Origin of the sequence: Bergeyella anatis (assembly GCF_036016955.1) — a bacterium.
In the GTDB taxonomy this organism is placed as follows: Bacteria; Bacteroidota; Bacteroidia; order Flavobacteriales; family Weeksellaceae; genus JAYWXI01.
The window spans coordinates 119048-135542 of the sequence record NZ_JAYWXI010000008.1; the positions used below are offsets into that span (position 1 = coordinate 119048).

The 16495-nt window shown below is 46.0% G+C and carries 15 protein-coding genes and 1 pseudogene; 9 read left to right on the top strand and 7 right to left on the bottom strand.

The genetic code is table 11. The features are described from left to right. Positions 1 to 78: 78 nt before the first annotated feature. The 7 genes from VQ048_RS07425 (at position 79) to VQ048_RS07455 (ending at position 6727) form a co-directional block, all read left to right on the top strand. On the top strand, positions 79 to 1233 hold the full coding sequence (locus tag VQ048_RS07425) for a homogentisate 1,2-dioxygenase (protein ID WP_327611062.1): 1155 nt from the start codon (positions 79 to 81) through the stop codon (positions 1231 to 1233). A 177-nt stretch (positions 1234 to 1410) separates the two neighbouring features. Then, positions 1411 to 2688 carry an acetyl-CoA hydrolase/transferase family protein gene (locus VQ048_RS07430; protein ID WP_327611063.1) on the top strand — a complete coding sequence of 426 codons (1278 nt, stop codon included), beginning with the start codon at positions 1411 to 1413 and terminating at the stop codon, positions 2686 to 2688. Positions 2689 to 2804: 116 nt separating this feature from the next. Then, positions 2805 to 3800 carry an isoaspartyl peptidase/L-asparaginase family protein gene (locus VQ048_RS07435; RefSeq protein ID WP_327611064.1) on the top strand — a complete coding sequence of 332 codons (996 nt, stop codon included), beginning with the start codon at positions 2805 to 2807 and terminating at the stop codon, positions 3798 to 3800. A 12-nt stretch (positions 3801 to 3812) separates the two neighbouring features. Further along, entirely contained in the window at positions 3813 to 4229 is a 417-nt protein-coding gene (gene tsaE / locus VQ048_RS07440; RefSeq protein ID WP_327611065.1) for a tRNA (adenosine(37)-N6)-threonylcarbamoyltransferase complex ATPase subunit type 1 TsaE, read from the top strand. A 43-nt stretch (positions 4230 to 4272) separates the two neighbouring features. After that, positions 4273 to 5466 carry an alanine dehydrogenase gene (locus tag VQ048_RS07445; RefSeq protein ID WP_327611066.1) on the top strand — a complete coding sequence of 398 codons (1194 nt, stop codon included), beginning with the start codon at positions 4273 to 4275 and terminating at the stop codon, positions 5464 to 5466. A 27-nt stretch (positions 5467 to 5493) separates the two neighbouring features. Then, positions 5494 to 5865 carry a hypothetical protein gene (locus tag VQ048_RS07450; RefSeq protein ID WP_327611079.1) on the top strand — a complete coding sequence of 124 codons (372 nt, stop codon included), beginning with the start codon at positions 5494 to 5496 and terminating at the stop codon, positions 5863 to 5865. 10 nt (positions 5866 to 5875) lie between these two features. After that, on the top strand, positions 5876 to 6727 hold the full coding sequence (locus VQ048_RS07455; protein WP_327611067.1) for a prephenate dehydrogenase: 852 nt from the start codon (positions 5876 to 5878) through the stop codon (positions 6725 to 6727). 129 nt (positions 6728 to 6856) lie between these two features. Here VQ048_RS07455 and VQ048_RS07460 read toward each other — a convergent pair whose 3' ends face one another. The 5 genes from VQ048_RS07460 to VQ048_RS07480 all read right to left on the bottom strand — a co-directional run bounded on the left by VQ048_RS07460 (position 6857) and on the right by VQ048_RS07480 (position 12764). Then, a complete protein-coding gene (locus VQ048_RS07460) occupies positions 6857 to 8275 on the bottom strand; it encodes an L-serine ammonia-lyase (RefSeq protein WP_327611068.1) in 1419 nt (472 codons plus the stop codon). A 110-nt stretch (positions 8276 to 8385) separates the two neighbouring features. Further along, positions 8386 to 9057, bottom strand: a complete 672-nt coding sequence (locus VQ048_RS07465; protein WP_327611069.1) for a YggS family pyridoxal phosphate-dependent enzyme — start codon at positions 9055 to 9057, stop codon at positions 8386 to 8388. 74 nt (positions 9058 to 9131) lie between these two features. Beyond that, a complete protein-coding gene (locus VQ048_RS07470; protein WP_327611070.1) occupies positions 9132 to 9461 on the bottom strand; it encodes a DMT family transporter in 330 nt (109 codons plus the stop codon). 11 nt (positions 9462 to 9472) lie between these two features. Beyond that, positions 9473 to 10165 carry an SIR2 family NAD-dependent protein deacylase gene (locus VQ048_RS07475; RefSeq protein ID WP_327611071.1) on the bottom strand — a complete coding sequence of 231 codons (693 nt, stop codon included), beginning with the start codon at positions 10163 to 10165 and terminating at the stop codon, positions 9473 to 9475. A 55-nt stretch (positions 10166 to 10220) separates the two neighbouring features. Continuing rightward, positions 10221 to 12764: a heavy metal translocating P-type ATPase gene (locus VQ048_RS07480; protein ID WP_327611072.1), complete on the bottom strand. Its 2544-nt coding sequence runs from the start codon at positions 12762 to 12764 to the stop codon at positions 10221 to 10223. 201 nt (positions 12765 to 12965) lie between these two features. Between VQ048_RS07480 and VQ048_RS07485 the strand changes: the two genes are divergently transcribed. Next, positions 12966 to 13664 carry an SIMPL domain-containing protein gene (locus VQ048_RS07485; RefSeq protein WP_327611073.1) on the top strand — a complete coding sequence of 233 codons (699 nt, stop codon included), beginning with the start codon at positions 12966 to 12968 and terminating at the stop codon, positions 13662 to 13664. 210 nt (positions 13665 to 13874) lie between these two features. Beyond that, positions 13875 to 15059 (top strand): sigma-54-dependent transcriptional regulator, encoded by a 1185-nt coding sequence (locus VQ048_RS07490; RefSeq protein WP_327611074.1) that lies wholly within the window; start codon positions 13875 to 13877, stop codon positions 15057 to 15059. Positions 15060 to 15149: 90 nt separating this feature from the next. Here the strand turns inward: VQ048_RS07490 and VQ048_RS07495 are convergent, their stop codons facing one another. Next, a complete protein-coding gene (locus tag VQ048_RS07495) occupies positions 15150 to 16364 on the bottom strand; it encodes a TCR/Tet family MFS transporter (protein ID WP_327611075.1) in 1215 nt (404 codons plus the stop codon). A 27-nt stretch (positions 16365 to 16391) separates the two neighbouring features. Then, a pseudogene (locus VQ048_RS07500) lies at positions 16392 to 16495 on the bottom strand (IS30 family transposase); the annotation flags it as partial.

Below are 16495 nucleotides of genomic sequence, written 5' to 3' on the forward strand. Positions count from 1 at the left end.
GGCCTTTCACTTTGCTACGGAAACGTTTTTTTTCGTAGATACCTCTTTTTTGGTTATATTTACCCAAACCAAAAAGTTATGAGATACATCCAATGCGGCACTATTCCCCGGAAACGCCATACCGTATTCCAATCGCCTGAGGGACGATTTTATTACGAGCAACTCTTCGGAACGGAGGGCTTTCACGGTGTATCATCGCTGCTCTACCACTTGCACCGTCCCACCCAAATAAAAAGCGTGGGAAGCCCCAAAGACGTTGCCCCTAAAATAGCCGTCGAAAAAAACCTGACTCCCAGAATGCTGAAGGGGAAAAATTTAACCCCCGAAAACGATTGGCTGGACAGCCGAAAAGTTCTCATGCTCAACAACGATCTGAAAATGGGACTGGCCAAACCCCGTCAATCGACCGATTATTTCTATAAAAATGCCCAATGCGACGAATTGCTTTTCATCCACGAAGGTCGCGGAACACTGAAAACCTTTTTGGGTGATCTTCCCTTTGAAAGAGGCGATTACCTGATTATCCCCCGCGGAACCATCTACCGCATCGAATTCCAAAACGAAAATAATGTCCTCTTCTTTTTGGAAGCCTTTTCGCCAATCTATACCCCCAAACGCTACCGAAACGAGTTCGGCCAACTTTTGGAACATTCCCCTTTCTGCGAAAGGGATTTTACCCCGCCTCAATTCCAACCGCCTCACGACGAAAAAGGCGAATTCCTCATCAAAGTCAAAAAAGAAGATTTGGTTTGGGATTTCGTTTATGCCACCCATCCTTTCGACGTGGTAGGCTGGGACGGTTGTTTCTATCCTTATAAATTCAATATCAAAGATTTCGAGCCTATCACAGGACGCATCCATATGCCGCCTCCCATCCATCAAAACTTTGAAGCCCATAATTTCGTTGTCTGCTCTTTTGTGGCCAGAATGTACGATTATCATCCTCAGGCCATCCCGGCTCCGTACAACCATTCCAACATCGATTCGGACGAAGTTTTGTTCTACACCGAAGGCGACTTCATGAGTCGAAATCACATCGACCTGATGGACTTCACACTTCACCCCGGAGGCATCGTCCACGGCCCACATCCCGGCGCAATGGAAAGAAGTATCGGCAAAAAATCAACCGAAGAATACGCCGTTATGGTCGATCCTTTCCGCCCGTTAAAGCTAACCGAAGAAGCCTTAAAAATAGACGATCCCAATTATCTAACCTCTTGGTTGGACGACTAATCCCACCCCTGAAGCGGCTCCCAATGGTCCGCTTCTCGTTTTTTTAAGGCTTTCACAAAAAAACAAAACCTCTTCTCGCCATCCATTTGACAAATTTCATATTTCAAAACCAAGGCGAAAATCGTACATTTGTGATTCAAGCAAATACTATTAACCCATTAAAAAAACACAATAATAATGCACAATTACGTAAGCGCTGAAGAAGCCGTTTCCATCATAAAAAGCGGCGATAGGATTTTCGGGCACGGAAGCGCCTGTACCCCCAACGTCATTTACGATGAATTGGCACGGCAAGCGTCCCGTCTGAAAAACATCGAGTTGGTATCCATCACCCAACAAGGAAGGGTCGAAATTGCCAAACCAGAATATAAAGACAGCTTTTATATTAACTCTCTATTTACTTCAGGACCCGTCCGTCAGGCCGTTAATTCGGATCGCGGGGATTTCGTCCCTATTTTCCTTAGCGAAATTCCGGCTTTATTTCGAAACGGTCTAATGCCCTTGGATGTTGCCATCGTAACGGTATCTCCTCCCGATCAACACGGCTATTGCACCTTGGGAACCTCCGTGGATGTTGCCCGAGCTGCCGTTGACAGCGCGAAAAAAATCATCGCCGTAGTCAACCCCAAAATGCCAAGAACCCATGGCGATTCGATGGTCCACGTTAAACGCATTGATAAAATGGTATGGCACGACGAAGAACTGCTAACCCTGGATTACGGGGCAAAAGTTACCGAAGTAGAAATGCAAATCGGCCGCCATGTCGCCGAACTTATCGATGACAAATCCACCATCCAAATGGGAATAGGAACGATTCCCGATGCCGTGCTAAAAAGCCTTACCAATCATAAAGATCTCGGTATCCATACCGAAATGCTAAGCGACGGCGTTATCGATTTGATCGAAAAAGACGTTGTCAACAACAAATACAAAGGCATCCATCTCAACCGAACCGTTACCAGTTTTTGTTTCGGAACAAAAAAGCTTTACGATTTCATTAACGATAACCCCTCCATTTCGTTTATGGACGTTCAGCACGTGAACTTCCCCATCGTGATCATGCAGAATAAAAAAATGCACGCCATCAATTCTGCCATCGAAATCGATCTCACCGGACAAGTTTGTGCCGACTCCATAGGAACTTACCAATACAGTGGTATCGGAGGCCAAATGGACTTTATGCGAGGGGCCGCTCTCTCCGAAGGCGGAAAACCCATCATGGCCATTTCTTCTCGTACCGCCAAAGGCATCCCGAGAATCGTCCCCTTCCTGAAGCAAGGTGCGGGGGTCGTAACAACCAGAGGGCACATCCATTGGGTGGTGACCGAATACGGAGCCGTTAATCTCTATGGCAAAAACATGAGACAAAGAGCCGAAGCGCTGATTTCCATTGCCCACCCTGACGACCGCGAAGCATTGGATCGGGCGACTTACGAAAGGTTCCGAAGAGAATAACATTTTTTTCGGTAAAGACTTTATCGACACAGCACGTTTCAACAAACGTGCTGTTTTTTATTTTCTCCATTCTAAGTTTAAAAATAAGTATATTTGAATCTTAAAAATGTTTTTCCATGCGTAATTTACTTATGGCATTAGCCGTTTTTTTCAGCGGATTAATTGGGGCTCAAAAAAAATACGTCTTGGTCATCCACGGCGGAGCAGGAAACATCACCCCGGAAAACACCACACCGCAAAAAGAAACCGCCTATAAAACCAAACTAAAGGAAGCCCTATTGGCCGGTTATAGCGAAATCAAAAAAGGAAAAAGCGCCATTACAGCCGTGGAATCCGCCATCGTCTTATTGGAAGATTCTCCGCTTTTCAATGCCGGAAAAGGGTCGGTTTTCACCCACGACGGCCTCAACGAAATGGACGCCTCCATCATGGACGGAAAAAGCCTAGCCGCCGGTGCCGTAGCCGGCGTACACACGATAAAAAACCCCATCAAGGCAGCCATAGCAGTCATGCAAAACTCACCGCATGTCCTTCTCAGCGGAAAGGGAGCCGAAGCATTTGCCAAAAGTCAGAATTTAGACCTTGTAACGCCCCGGTATTTTTGGACCGAAAGCCAATGGCTAAAACACCAAAACCAACGCAACCAAGAAAAAAAACAACACAAAGCCAATCCCTCCCTCAACCTATCTTCAAATAAAGATCAAAAGTTCGGAACCGTCGGAGCTGTTGCTTTAGACCATAACGGAAATATCGCCGCAGGAACCTCCACCGGAGGCATGATGAATAAAAAATGGAATCGGATAGGCGATTCTCCCCTTATCGGAGCCGGAACCTATGCAAACCGCCAAGTGGGCGTATCCGGGACAGGATGGGGCGAATATTTCATCCGCACCACAGCCGCCCGCACTTTAGCCGCCAAAATGGAATACCAAGGCAAAGACCTTGTTTCCGCCACTAAAGAAACTTTAGCTCTCATCGAAGAATTGGGAGGAAACGGCGGATTGATTGCACTGGACCGCCACGGAAACATCGCCATGGAAATGAACACTGCCGGAATGTATCGGGGAGCCATTACCGAAGACGGAGAAATCGAAATCTACCTCTACAATTAACCTTGTCCAACTATGCAATTTCTCATTCACACCATCGAAGAATGGCCAAACGTGGTCGACAGTCTCTTACCCCATCTGAAATACAATATCCTGCTACTCCACGGTGATTTGGGGGCAGGCAAGACCACCTTCACCCAACATTTGCTCAAAAAAATGGGAAGCAACGACGAAGTTTCCTCTCCCACCTACGCCATTGTTAATGAATACCATACGCCCGAAGGCCCCGTTTTTCATTTCGACTTATACCGTATGAAATCTTTGGAAGAAATCTACGACATCGGCATGGACGATTATCTGGAAAACGCCCGCCTCTGCATCATCGAATGGCCCGAAATTTATCTATCCGAATTGGACGGCCTTCCCTACCACGCCATGCACTTGGAAACCGACGGACATCAAAGGAAAATCGAGTTTCATTCCTTTCCATAACCACTTTTATATCTTATCTTTGTTTAAAATTTAATTTTATACCATGGGTAGCGGATCTATTTTCACGCCTTTCACCGAAGAAACCCTCTTACCAAAAGAGGAAAAACTGGACATCATTAAAAAAGGAAAAAAATTCACCATTGGCATCCCCAAAGAAACCTGCCTAAACGAAAGAAGAACCTGCATCACTCCCGATGCCGTACAGGTTTTGGCTAATCACGGGCACGATATTATTATCGAATCCAATGCCGGGCAAGGCTCCTTCTTTACCGACCACCAATTCGCCGAAGCCGGTGCTCGTATCACTCGAGATCCCAAAGAAGCCTTCCAACAGGATTTGGTACTGAAAATCAATCCACCAACCCTCGAAGAAATTGACTATTTACGCCCTTTGACTTATCTGGTTTCGGCCCTACAAATTAACCTGAGAGATCCGGACTACTTCAAACATTTGGCAGAAAAAAAAGTGAATGCCATCGCCTTTGAGTTCATTTTGGACGACTACAACCAACTCGCCCTCGTAAGGCTCATCGGCGAAATTGCGGGAACCACCTCTATTCTCTATGCTTCCGAACTCCTCGCCCTATCCAACGGAAATATGCTGGGAGGAATCACAGGAGTACGACCAACGGATGTAGTCATTATAGGAGCGGGAATCGTAGGGGAATTTGCCACCAAAGCCGCCATCGGACTCGGAGCCAGCGTTAAAGTGTTCGACAATTCCCTCTCGAAACTAAGACGTCTTCACACCATGGTCGACAGTCGGGTTCCCACCTCCGTCATCGACCCGAAAGAACTCACCAAAAGCCTGAGAAGAGCCGACGTGGTCATCGGAGCTCTACCAAGAATGAATCAACAACCCGTCGTCACCGAAGACATGGTCTTAAAAATGAAAAAAGGAAGCGTGATTATTGATGTAACCATAGACTACGGCAAAGGCATCGAGACCAGTGAGCTCACCACTTTAGAACATCCGTTTTTCGTAAAACACGACGTGGTTCATTGCGGTCTTCCAAACCTAACCTCAAGAACCCCGAGGACCACCACCAAAGCCATCTCAAATTTCTTCCTCTCTTACCTATTAAACTACGATGAAGAAGGCGGATTTGAAAATATGCTCGTGAAAAACAACCATATGAAGCAAAGCCTCTATATGTACCGGGGAAGACACACCAAAAAATCCATTTGTGAATGTTTCGGACTAACTTACCACGACATCAATCTCCTTATTTTTTAATCCCTGCGTCTCATTAAAAAAAATATGATTAGAAAACTGAAATTTTATTTTATAGGGTTCATTCCTGGTCTTTTACTCGTTTTTTTCATTCTCAATAAAAAAGGGGCGACTTGCAGCGGCTATCTGCCTAATAGTCGGGTCATTGCCGAAACCCTAAGCAAAGATTTCACCTACACCGAAACCTTCCAAAACCAAATGCAGACCATCGGCATTAACGAAAAATTTCTAAAAGACCACCTCATCACCAAAGGCGAAATTGACTTTAAGCGGAGCCAAGCCCAAAAAGAACCTTGCCCCGAATACCTTTTGTTTTCCCCAAAAGAAAAAGCAGAATACGAAATTACCTTCACCAAATGCAAAGAAGGCGTTACTTTTAACACCCTAAAAAAATTGCCTTAAAGACCAAATTATGAATATTGCCGTCGTAGGCGTGGGACTCATCGGAGGATCCATGATGCTGAAACTGAAAGAAAAACAAGCCGTAACCACCGTTTTCGGCATCGACCGTAATGAAAACCACCTGAAAACAGCTTTATCCCGAGGAATCATCGATCAATGTGCGAACCTCGAAGAAGGCGTAAAAAAGGCTGACCTCATCCTTATCGCTACCCCCGTAGACACTACCCAAACGCTGCTTCCAAAAGTGTTGGATTTGGTTGATTCGAAAAAAACCGTCATGGATGTCGGGTCCACCAAAACTGGCATTACCACTCAGGTGGAATACCATCCCATGCGCTCCCGATACGTGGCTTTCCACCCCATGTGGGGGACCGAAAATAGCGGTCCCCAAGCCGCTTCAAACGAAAGCTTCAGCGGCCGTGCGGCCGTAATCTGCGACCCCGAAAAATCCGCAAAAGACGCTTTAAAAACCGTACTTGAAATCATTGAGACCTTGGAAATGTATCCCGTCTATATGAATGCCGACGCGCACGACCTCCATACCGCCTATATCTCCCACATCTCCCATATCACCTCCTACGCTTTAGCCAATACCGTCCTGGAAAAAGAAAAGGAAGAAGACACCATCTTTCAACTGGCAAGCTCAGGGTTTTCTTCCACCGTAAGACTCGCCAAATCCCATCCCGACATGTGGGTTCCCATCTTTAAGCAAAACAAAGAAAACGTTCTTGATGTCCTCAACGAGCACCTCGCTCAACTAAGAAAGTTCAAATCCGCATTGGAAAAAGAAAATTGGATTCTTTTGGAGGAACTCATCACTAATGCCAATAGAATACGAAATCTGTTAGACAAAAAAAGCTAAAACCCAACAAAGTTTTAGCTCTTATGAAATTCGGACCTACAAAGGCCTCTTTCCTTTATTCGACTCCCAATCGGGTTTCACCTCAATAACAAAAGGATAAAAAACATTTAATTCTCGACCAAGCCGCCTCTAACATTCCGCCACATTTACCGCAATGGCCAATCCCCCCTCCGAGGTTTCCTTAAATCGGGCATTCATGCTCTGAGCCGTGTCCCACATCGACTGAATCACATGATCCAAAGACACTTTCGCTTTGGAAGGATCGCTTTCCAAAGCTATATTGGCTGCCGTAATAGCTTTAATGGCTCCCATGGAATTTCGCTCAATGCAAGGAATCTGAACCAACCCGGCAATAGGATCGCAAGTAAGCCCCAGATGGTGCTCCATCGCAATTTCAGCCGCCATAAGCACCTGTCCCGGGGTTCCTCCCAAAATCTCGGTAAGCCCCGCCGCAGCCATTGCCGAAGAAACCCCAATCTCTGCCTGACAGCCGCCCATCGCCGCCGAAATAGTTGCATTTTTCTTAAATAAAGTTCCGATTTCCCCTGCCACTAAAAGAAAACGAATCACCGCATCTTCCGAACGGCAGTCGGTAAAAGCCTGAGAATACATCAAAACAGCCGGAATCACCCCGCTGGCCCCATTGGTCGGCGCCGTTATGATTCTTCCGAAACTGGCGTTTTCTTCATTAACCGCCAAAGCAAAACAAGACACCCATTTATTAATCGTGTTAAACGTAGCTTCCGCTTCCACAACACAATCAAACCAAGAGTCGGCATCCCGGTAATTTTGGTGCCCCAAAAGTTTCCGATTGAGTTCAGCTGCCCTTCTCGACACATTAAGCCCTCCGGGAAGAATCCCCTCACGGCTGATGCCCTTGTAAATGCATTCTTTGATTTGCTCCCAAATATACAGAGCCTCCGCATCGGTTTGCTCGCGGGAACGCCAGCTTTCCTCGTTCAGATACACCAAGTCCGAAAGACGGGTTAACCCCAATTTACTTATGTTTCTCTGAATATCAGCCCCCGAATGGCAAGGGTATAAAGTCCGAACGCAAACCTCTTCCATCGAATTCTCCTCCTTGGTCGCCACAAAACCGCCACCTACGGAATAATAATCCTGCTCCAAATGCGAACCATCTCCAAAAACAGCCTTGAAAATCATCCCGTTGGGATGAAAATCCAACGACTCCTGCCTATTTAACACCAAATGCTTCCCGTAAACAAAGGGAATCGTCTTTATCCCGCCCAACTTCAATAAATTCGACGAGCGAATGTCTCGAATTTTATCGTCAATGGTCGAAGTATCAATCGTTTTGAAATTTTCGCCCGAAAGCCCCAGCATCGCCGCAATATCCGTCCCGTGACCCACGCCCGTTTTAGCCAAAGAACCAAAAAATTCCACATAGACCTCCTCCACATCCCCAATGCTCCGGGTTCTTTTTATCTCGTTCAAAAATAACTCCGCTGCGTTCCAAGGCCCCATAGTATGGGAACTGGAAGGGCCGATACCGACCTTAATGATTTCAAAAACTGATATAGACTGCATTTTTCTTTGGTGAATTGACCCACAAATATAATATTATTATTGATTTATTCACCCGATGCCCGCGCTTTCCTCAAACAAAGGCATTAACCTTCTAAAAATAAAGCATTTAATCACAAAGGCACTCCATTGGAATACGAACGATCGCCGAAAATAGCCGAGCCCACCCTCACCGAATTCGCACCACAATCCACCGCTAAAGGAAAATCTCCACTCATGCCCATAGAAAGCGTTTGGAGCGGATGTTGCAAAGCCAAACGATCGTAAAGGCTCTTGAGGAAACAAAATTCTCTCCTGATTTGCTCTCGATCGTCCGTAAAAGTAGCCATCCCCATCAATCCCGTAACAACCACATGAGGAAAAGCCCCCTCTAACCATTGGTGGAAAAGCGTTTCGGCCACCGAAGACTCCAACCCAAATTTGGTATCTTCCTCCGCAATTTTCACCTGCAACAAAACCTTGATTTTCCTCCCGTATCTGGCCGCTTGTTTGTCGATTTCCCTAAGGAGTTTTTCACTGTCTACGCTTTGAATCGTATCCACAAATTCGGCAATGTATTTCACCTTATTAGTCTGCAAATGACCAATCAAATGCCACTGAATATCCTTAGGCAGCAAAGGGTATTTTTCCACCAATTCCTGAACCTTGTTCTCTCCGAAAATCCGCTGCCCACAGTCGTAAATCGTTTTTATTTTTTCCACCGGATGAGTTTTGGAAACCGCCACCAACTGAACCTGCGGTGGAAGCTGAGAGAGAACCTCATCGTAGTTTGCCTTTAACGCCATTCTTTTTTCTGCAAATTTAAACAATGCCTAACGGTTCGCCAAAACCGAAAATCACTCTATGCCTACGCTCTACTTTAATGAGAAGAAACCATTTTAAGCCCTATTACCGACGCAATGAGAGTTAACAGAAAAAAAAGCCTCCAAAACGTTACCGGCTCCCTTAAAACCAATACCCCAAACAAAACCGTTCCTACCGCCCCAATACCAGTCCATACGGCATAAGCCGTCCCTATCGGCAGCGTCTGCGTAGCCTTCAATAGCAGCGTCATGCTCAAAGTCAAACAAACCACAAACCCCAAATACCACCAATACACCGCATTTCCCGTGGCCATCTTGGCCTTGCCGAGGCAAGCCGCAAACCCCACCTCGAAAAGCCCCGCAATAATCAAAATTATCCAATTCATCTGCTCAAACCCTAATGTTTAAACTCACTCAAAAGTTGCTCCTGCAGCCGCTTCATCCCCTCCGTTGCCGAACAACGAAAATAATGAGCCCGCCCCAATATGCCCTCCTCCAAATGAGGATCAATCACGTATATTTTACTGTTCCGAGGCACTTCATGCACCAACCCCGCCGCCGGATAAACCTGAAGCGAAGTTCCCACCACCAAAAAAACATCCGCTTGGGAAACCCAAACCGCCGCTTCTTCAATGTTCGGAACCACCTCTCCAAACCATACAATATGAGGACGAAGTTGCCGCCCTTTCTCATCCGTATCGCCAAGATTCAAATCTTGATCCCAATGCATCACCGGTGCCTCCGCCCCCGAAGGACGAACTTTCAATAACTCCCCGTGAAGGTGAAGCACCCTGCTCGACCCCGCACGTTCATGCAAATCATCCACATTCTGGGTAATGATCCAAACGTCATAATAGTCCTCCAATGCCGAAAGAATACGATGGGCCTCATTCGGTTCAACCTCCTTTAACTGTCTCCGCCTGAGGTTATAAAAATCCAAAACCAACGAAGGATTCCTTGCAAAACCTTCGGGAGAAGCAACGTCCTCTATACGGTGATTTTCCCACAATCCACCGTAATCCCGAAACGTTTTGATCCCACTCTCGGCGGAAATTCCCGCTCCAGACAAAACCACCAATTTCTTTTTCATATTCTTGCTTTCGGGCAAGTTATGAAAAAATCTAAAAAGAAAACGAATTTCCTCCTTAGCTTCTCTCGGAAGGTTCCAGCCGAACCGAATTAAGCCTCAAAGCATTAAACAAAACCGAAACCGAAGAAAAACTCATGGCCGCCGCCGCAATCATCGGGCTGAGCAATACACCAAAAACAGGATAAAGCAGCCCCGCCGCCACCGGAACCCCCACCGAATTGTACACAAAGGCAAAAAATAAATTTTGCCTGATATTAGCCTGCAGTTTTTCACTCAGGAGACGAGCTTTCGCTACCCCTAAAATATCGCCTTTCAATAAAGTGATTTCGGCCGTTTCAATAGCAATATCGCTTCCCGTTCCCATCGCAATCCCCACATCCGCCTGCGCCAAAGCCGGAGCGTCATTAATGCCATCGCCCGCCATAGCCACTACCACCCCTCGACGTTGCAATTCCTTCACCTTTTCCCTTTTGTCCTGAGGAAGACTCTGCGCCTGAAACATCCCAATACCCAAAGCCTGAGCCACCGCCCGCGCTGCCGATTCGCCGTCGCCCGTCATCATTATCACCTCAACCCCCCGTCGCTGCAAAAAATCAACGGCTTCCGCCGCTTCGGCTTTAAGAGGATCCGAAAACGCAATGTACCCCAAAACCCTTCTTTCCTTAACCAAATAAGACAAAGTCTTCGCCGCCGCCAAAGCACGTTCGGCTCCCTGTTTCACTTCCGTAGGAATCGCCACCCCGTAGTCTTCCAGCAAAGCCCTGTTTCCAAACAAAACTTCAACCCCTTCGATTTCTCCCCGAAGGCCTTTCCCTGAAAGATTTTCAAAATTCTCAACCTTTATCTCAGTAACCCCGCCGCTTGCTCGACAAGCCGCCAAAACCGCCCCCGAAAGCGGATGCCCCGAATGCCGGTTTAACGATGCCGCAAGCCTCAAAATCGAGTCTTCCCCGCCCTGCCGTAAAGCAAAAACCTCATCCACCTTGGGGCGCCCCTGAGTTAAAGTCCCCGTCTTATCGGTAATCAAGACCTCAATTTTGTTCATCTTCTCCAAAGCCTCAGCATTTTTGATAAGAATACCGTTTCGGGCCCCTTTCCCAATCCCTACCATCAAACTCATCGGCGTCGCCAACCCCAAAGCACAAGGGCAAGCCACAATAAGCACTGCCACCGCATTAACCAAAGCTAAAACCATACGGTTTTCCCCTCCAAATACCAACCACAAGATAAAAGTCAGCACAGCCACCCCAATAACCACAGGAACAAAAATCCCCGCAACCCTGTCCGCTAATTTCTGCATAGGCGCTTTGCTCCGCCCGGCTTGCCTAACCATCTCCACAATTTTAGCCAAAAGCATATCGTTTCCGATTTTCTGCGCCTCCATAAGAAACGTTCCGTTTCCGTTAAGCGTTCCGCCCACCACGGCATCCCCTTGTTGCCGCTCCAAAGGAATCGATTCGCCCGTAATCATACTCTCGTCCACCGTCGAATACCCTTCCGTAATACGACCGTCCACCGGGATTTTCTCACCGGGTTTCACCCTCAAAAAATCCCCAATGCGCACCTGAGCCACCGGTACTCTTTTTTCCTGACCATCGCATACGACATTCGCCTCATCAGGGGAAAGCCTCAGCAACTCCTCTATCGCCTGTCCCGTTTTCCGATGAGCCCGGGCTTCCATCCATTGCCCCAAAATCACCAAAGTCAAAATAACGGCGACCGCCTCGAAATAAAAAGGCGCCTTCCCATGTTGAAACATAGCCAAAGGAAGAACTCCCGGAAAGAACAATGCCACCAAACTAAACGAAAAAGCCGCCGCGACCCCCAAAGTAATCAAAGAAAACATGTTAAGATGCCCCGTCTTAAACGATCGCCATCCCCGAACCAGCAAAAACCACCCCGAATAAAAGATAACCGGAAGCGTGAAAACAAGTTCCAAAAAGCCCTGAACCGAAGAGGAAAACGGCCAATGAAAATGCATCCCCCCCATGGATAAAATGAAAACCGGAAGCGTAAACCCTAACGCCCACCAAAGTTTCCGTCCCAAAACAACAAGCGTATCCTCCTCTTCGCCAGCCGCTTCTCCCGAAGGAATCCTAACCAAATCCATTCCGCAAACCGGACACCCCACATTACTTTCGTATGTTCGGTCCCCTTCGCAAAACATCGGGCAATAGTAGCGTCCTGCATGGGCTTTTTCGTCCATCACAAGAGGTGGCGGCTCCAAAACAGCCTCGCCTTTTTCTTCAATAGGCACCAAGTACATCCCGCAAACCTTACAACGTTCGCCCTGACGAAAATACACTTTCTCGCCCTCGCATTCCATCGGGCAATAATAAACCGAACTTGGAGATACCCGCTCCTGAGGCGGTAAAAAAGAAGACGGCCGATTCGGATCTTCCAACCGGTAATGCCCCGCTCTTTCCAAAAGGGCATTGAGCTCGTCCAACGAAACCTCCCGCACAGACGAAATCACGGCACTCTGTGCCTCCAAGTCAACCTCTACCGAAATTCCCTCGCCCTGATTCAGTGCCTCGGTAACCTTTCCGACACACCCCGAGCAACTCATCCCCAAAACTTTATAACGACTAATATGCATCACTCCATTCTTTTAAAAATCAAATAAAAACTCAATAATCCTTACAAAGATGGGAAATATTAAGGAGAATAAAACCATCCTTCCCTCATTGATTTTTCAAACGCATTACCCCTCCAAACTCTAAATTTTATTTCTCCTGACCCTTTATGGAATCTTTTTTGATAATAAAACTTTACTTAACAATTAAAATTATTAAAAATAATGAACCGACTATTCACTACCCTGTTTCTTTTGGTCTTTACCAGTCTGACCTTTGCCCAAAAAAACTTTATCGACCGCCCCTACATCGAAATAGCGGCTCACGCAGACACGCTGGTCGTCCCCGATAAAATTTACATTGCCATCACCATTGACGAAGCAGACACCAAAAACAAAAAATCCGTAGAACAGCAAGAGAGAATAATGGAGAGTACCCTAAAAAAACTCAATATCAATACCGAAAAACAACTCTCTCTTTTGGATGCCACCAGTAATTTTAAAAACTACTTTCTGCGCGGTCAGAACATAATTAAATCGAAAAGGTATTCCTTGCAAGTCTCCAACGCCGTTACCGCAGGCCGAGTACTCGCCGAACTGGAAAATGCGGGCATTGCCAACACTTCCATCGAAAAAACAGAATACTCCAAAGCCGACGAACTCGTACTGGGACTTAAAGCCAAAGCCCTAAAAAAAGCCAAAACAACCGGTGAAATCTTAGCCAAATCCATCGGTCAAAAAATCGGTAAAGCATTATATATCAGTGACAAAAACTACTCTTCACTGCAAGGTCAAGCGCTCGGTTTGCGAATAAAAACCAGCGAATTAGCCTTAATGGCCGATTCGGCACCAGAGCCCATTAGCATTGATTTTGAAAAAATAAAATTTAATGTCAGCCTGAATGTCACTTACGAATTGGATTAAAAAAATGAAAATTAAAAAAAACTAAAAAGCGAAGAATAAACTCTTCGCTTTTTCATTCCTCCAAGACCAAACCAAAGACTCCCTAAGCCCTCCTCCATCCAAGCATCCCTTTCCTCTTTTTAGAGGCAAATTTACCCCTCGTTCCATAGTTAGGAATAATTTTTGCTGCATAAGCGAAAAATACATTTTTATAACCCGTAAATAAACATCATGCAAAAAATACTTATTGTCGAAGACGAAAAAGCAATCTCCGGAGTCCTGAAAGACATTTTGTCCGATGAACTCGAAAACTACGAATTCGTATTAGCCGAAGACGGCTTAGAAGGCTACAAAAGTATTGAAAAAGAAGATTTTGCATTGGTCATATCGGATATAAAAATGCCTAAACTCTCTGGTTCGGAACTTCTAAAGCAAGCTTTGGCACTAAAGCCCTACACCACTTTTGTAATGATTTCCGGCCATGCCGATATTGATACCGCCGTAAACTGCCTAAAAGACGGCGCCTACGATTTCATTTCAAAACCAATCGACATCAATCGACTGATTACCAGCGTAAAAAACGCTTTAGACAGAGAAAAACTCACCAAAGAGAATCAAACCCTCCAAAACGAAAATAAAACCCTAAAGAAAAAAGTAAACAAAAAATACCAAATGGTCGGCGAAAGTCCTGCACTGAAAAAAATACAGACCATGATTGACAAAGTGGCTTCCTCCGACGCCCGAGTCCTAATCACCGGTCCCAACGGCGCAGGAAAAGAGCTGGTAGCCCATGCCATTCACAGCCAAAGTGAACGAAGCAAAGGACCCATGGTGGAAGTGAATTGCGCCGCCATTCCCTCCGAACTTATCGAATCGGAACTCTTCGGCCATGTCAAAGGTTCTTTCACCGGAGCCATAAAAGACAAACAAGGCAAATTCGAACAAGCCCATAACGGAACCTTATTCTTGGACGAAATCGGCGACATGAGCCTGGTGGCACAAGCCAAAGTGTTAAGAGCCCTCCAAGAAAGCAAAGTTTCGCCCGTTGGAAGCGACAAAGAAATCAAAGTCGACGTGCGCGTATTGGCCGCCACCAATAAAAACATGCAAAAAGAAATCGAAGCCGGACGCTTCCGCGAAGACCTTTACCATCGACTTTCCGTAATCGAAATCTATGTTCCCGCATTAGACGAAAGAAAAGAAGACATTAAACTCTTGGTGGAACACTTCGCCAAAACCATTGCCGAAGAACAAGGAAATGCCATAAAGAAATTTGAAGACAGCGCCATCAAAGCATTGGAAACCTACCCTTGGACCGGAAACATCCGAGAACTAAGAAACGTCGTCGAACGCTTAATCATCCTGGGGGACAACCCCGTCTCCGCCGATAACGTGGCCGCTTTTGTAAGAAAATAATTCCTAAAGCAAATTTTAAATTAATTTTTAGGCGTTTGGAAAGAGTTCCAAACGCCTATTTCATGCAAACGCCTCCATCAAAAGTGTTTCCTATTTTTTTCTAAGCACAATATACACAAAAATCGCACTGATAAACATCAATACAAAGCCCAGAAAAAACGGAGCCCCTGGAAAAATAAACGGAGCCTCGCTATGAGTAAAATAATAAAACACATTAGTCATAAGAGGTGGCCCGATAATAGAAGTTAAGCTCACAAGGCTGGTAAGTGCCCCTTGAAGATCCCCTTGTTCATTTGCCGGCACCTTGGAAGTAATCACTGACTGCAAGGCCGGCCCCGCAATGCCTCCCAAACAGTAAATCCCTAAAACAGCAAACATCATCCACGGTTTTCCGGCAAAGGCAAATAAAATCATCCCCAAAGTATAAGCCACAATACCATACAAAATCCCCCGTTCATTACCCACCTTAGGCAAAATCTTACGGATAAGATACCCCTGAACCAAAGCCGTAAGTCCTCCCATAACCCCAAGGGAAATCCCAACCATACGTTCGTCCCACTCAAAACGGTACATCGTGAAATAAGCCCAATTGGTCTGCACGGCATGAGAAGCCACATACACCAAAAACCAAGCCCCCATAAGGTTGAGAATCTCCCGATGCTTACGAACCTGTAGAAGACTTCCCAAAGGATTGGCTCTCCGCCAGCTAAATTTTCGACGGTTTTCAACGGATAAACTTTCAGGCAAAATAAAAACCCCATACAGAAAGTTAATCAAACAGAGAATCCCCGCCGCCACAAACGGAACCCTCGGACCATATTGCCCCAGTACACCGCCAATCACCGGCCCGATAATAAACCCCAACCCGAAAGCAGCCCCAATCATTCCAAAATTTTTCGATCGGTTGGTTTCATCCGAAATATCCGCGATATAAGCACTGGCTGCAGTAATACTAGCCCCCGTAATCCCCGAAAAAATGCGCCCCATAAAAAGCCAAAAGATGGTAGGCGCCCAAGCCTGAAGGAAAAAATTAATAGAGAAACCCAATAAAGAAAACAAAAGAACCGGCCGCCGGCCGTACCGATCGCTGAGGTTCCCCAGTACTGGAGCAAAAATAAATTGCATCAATGCATAAAGCAAACTCAGCCATCCGCCGTATTGCGAAGCCTTACTGATATCCGAGTCATGAATCAAATCCTGAATCAGCGTGGGAACGACCGGAATAACAATCCCCCACCCCGTAATATCAATCAATAAAGTGATAAATATAAAACCAACCGCCGCCGAGTGATTCTTTTTTTTCATAACTGAACCCTAAAAAATAAGCTGAATTCAACTTGCAAATGCAACAGAATTCTGATTAATAATTTGTTTAAATTTTTCGTTTGGCGTGAGGTATCCAAGTCTTTTACGAGGTCGATTATTGAGTTTATTTT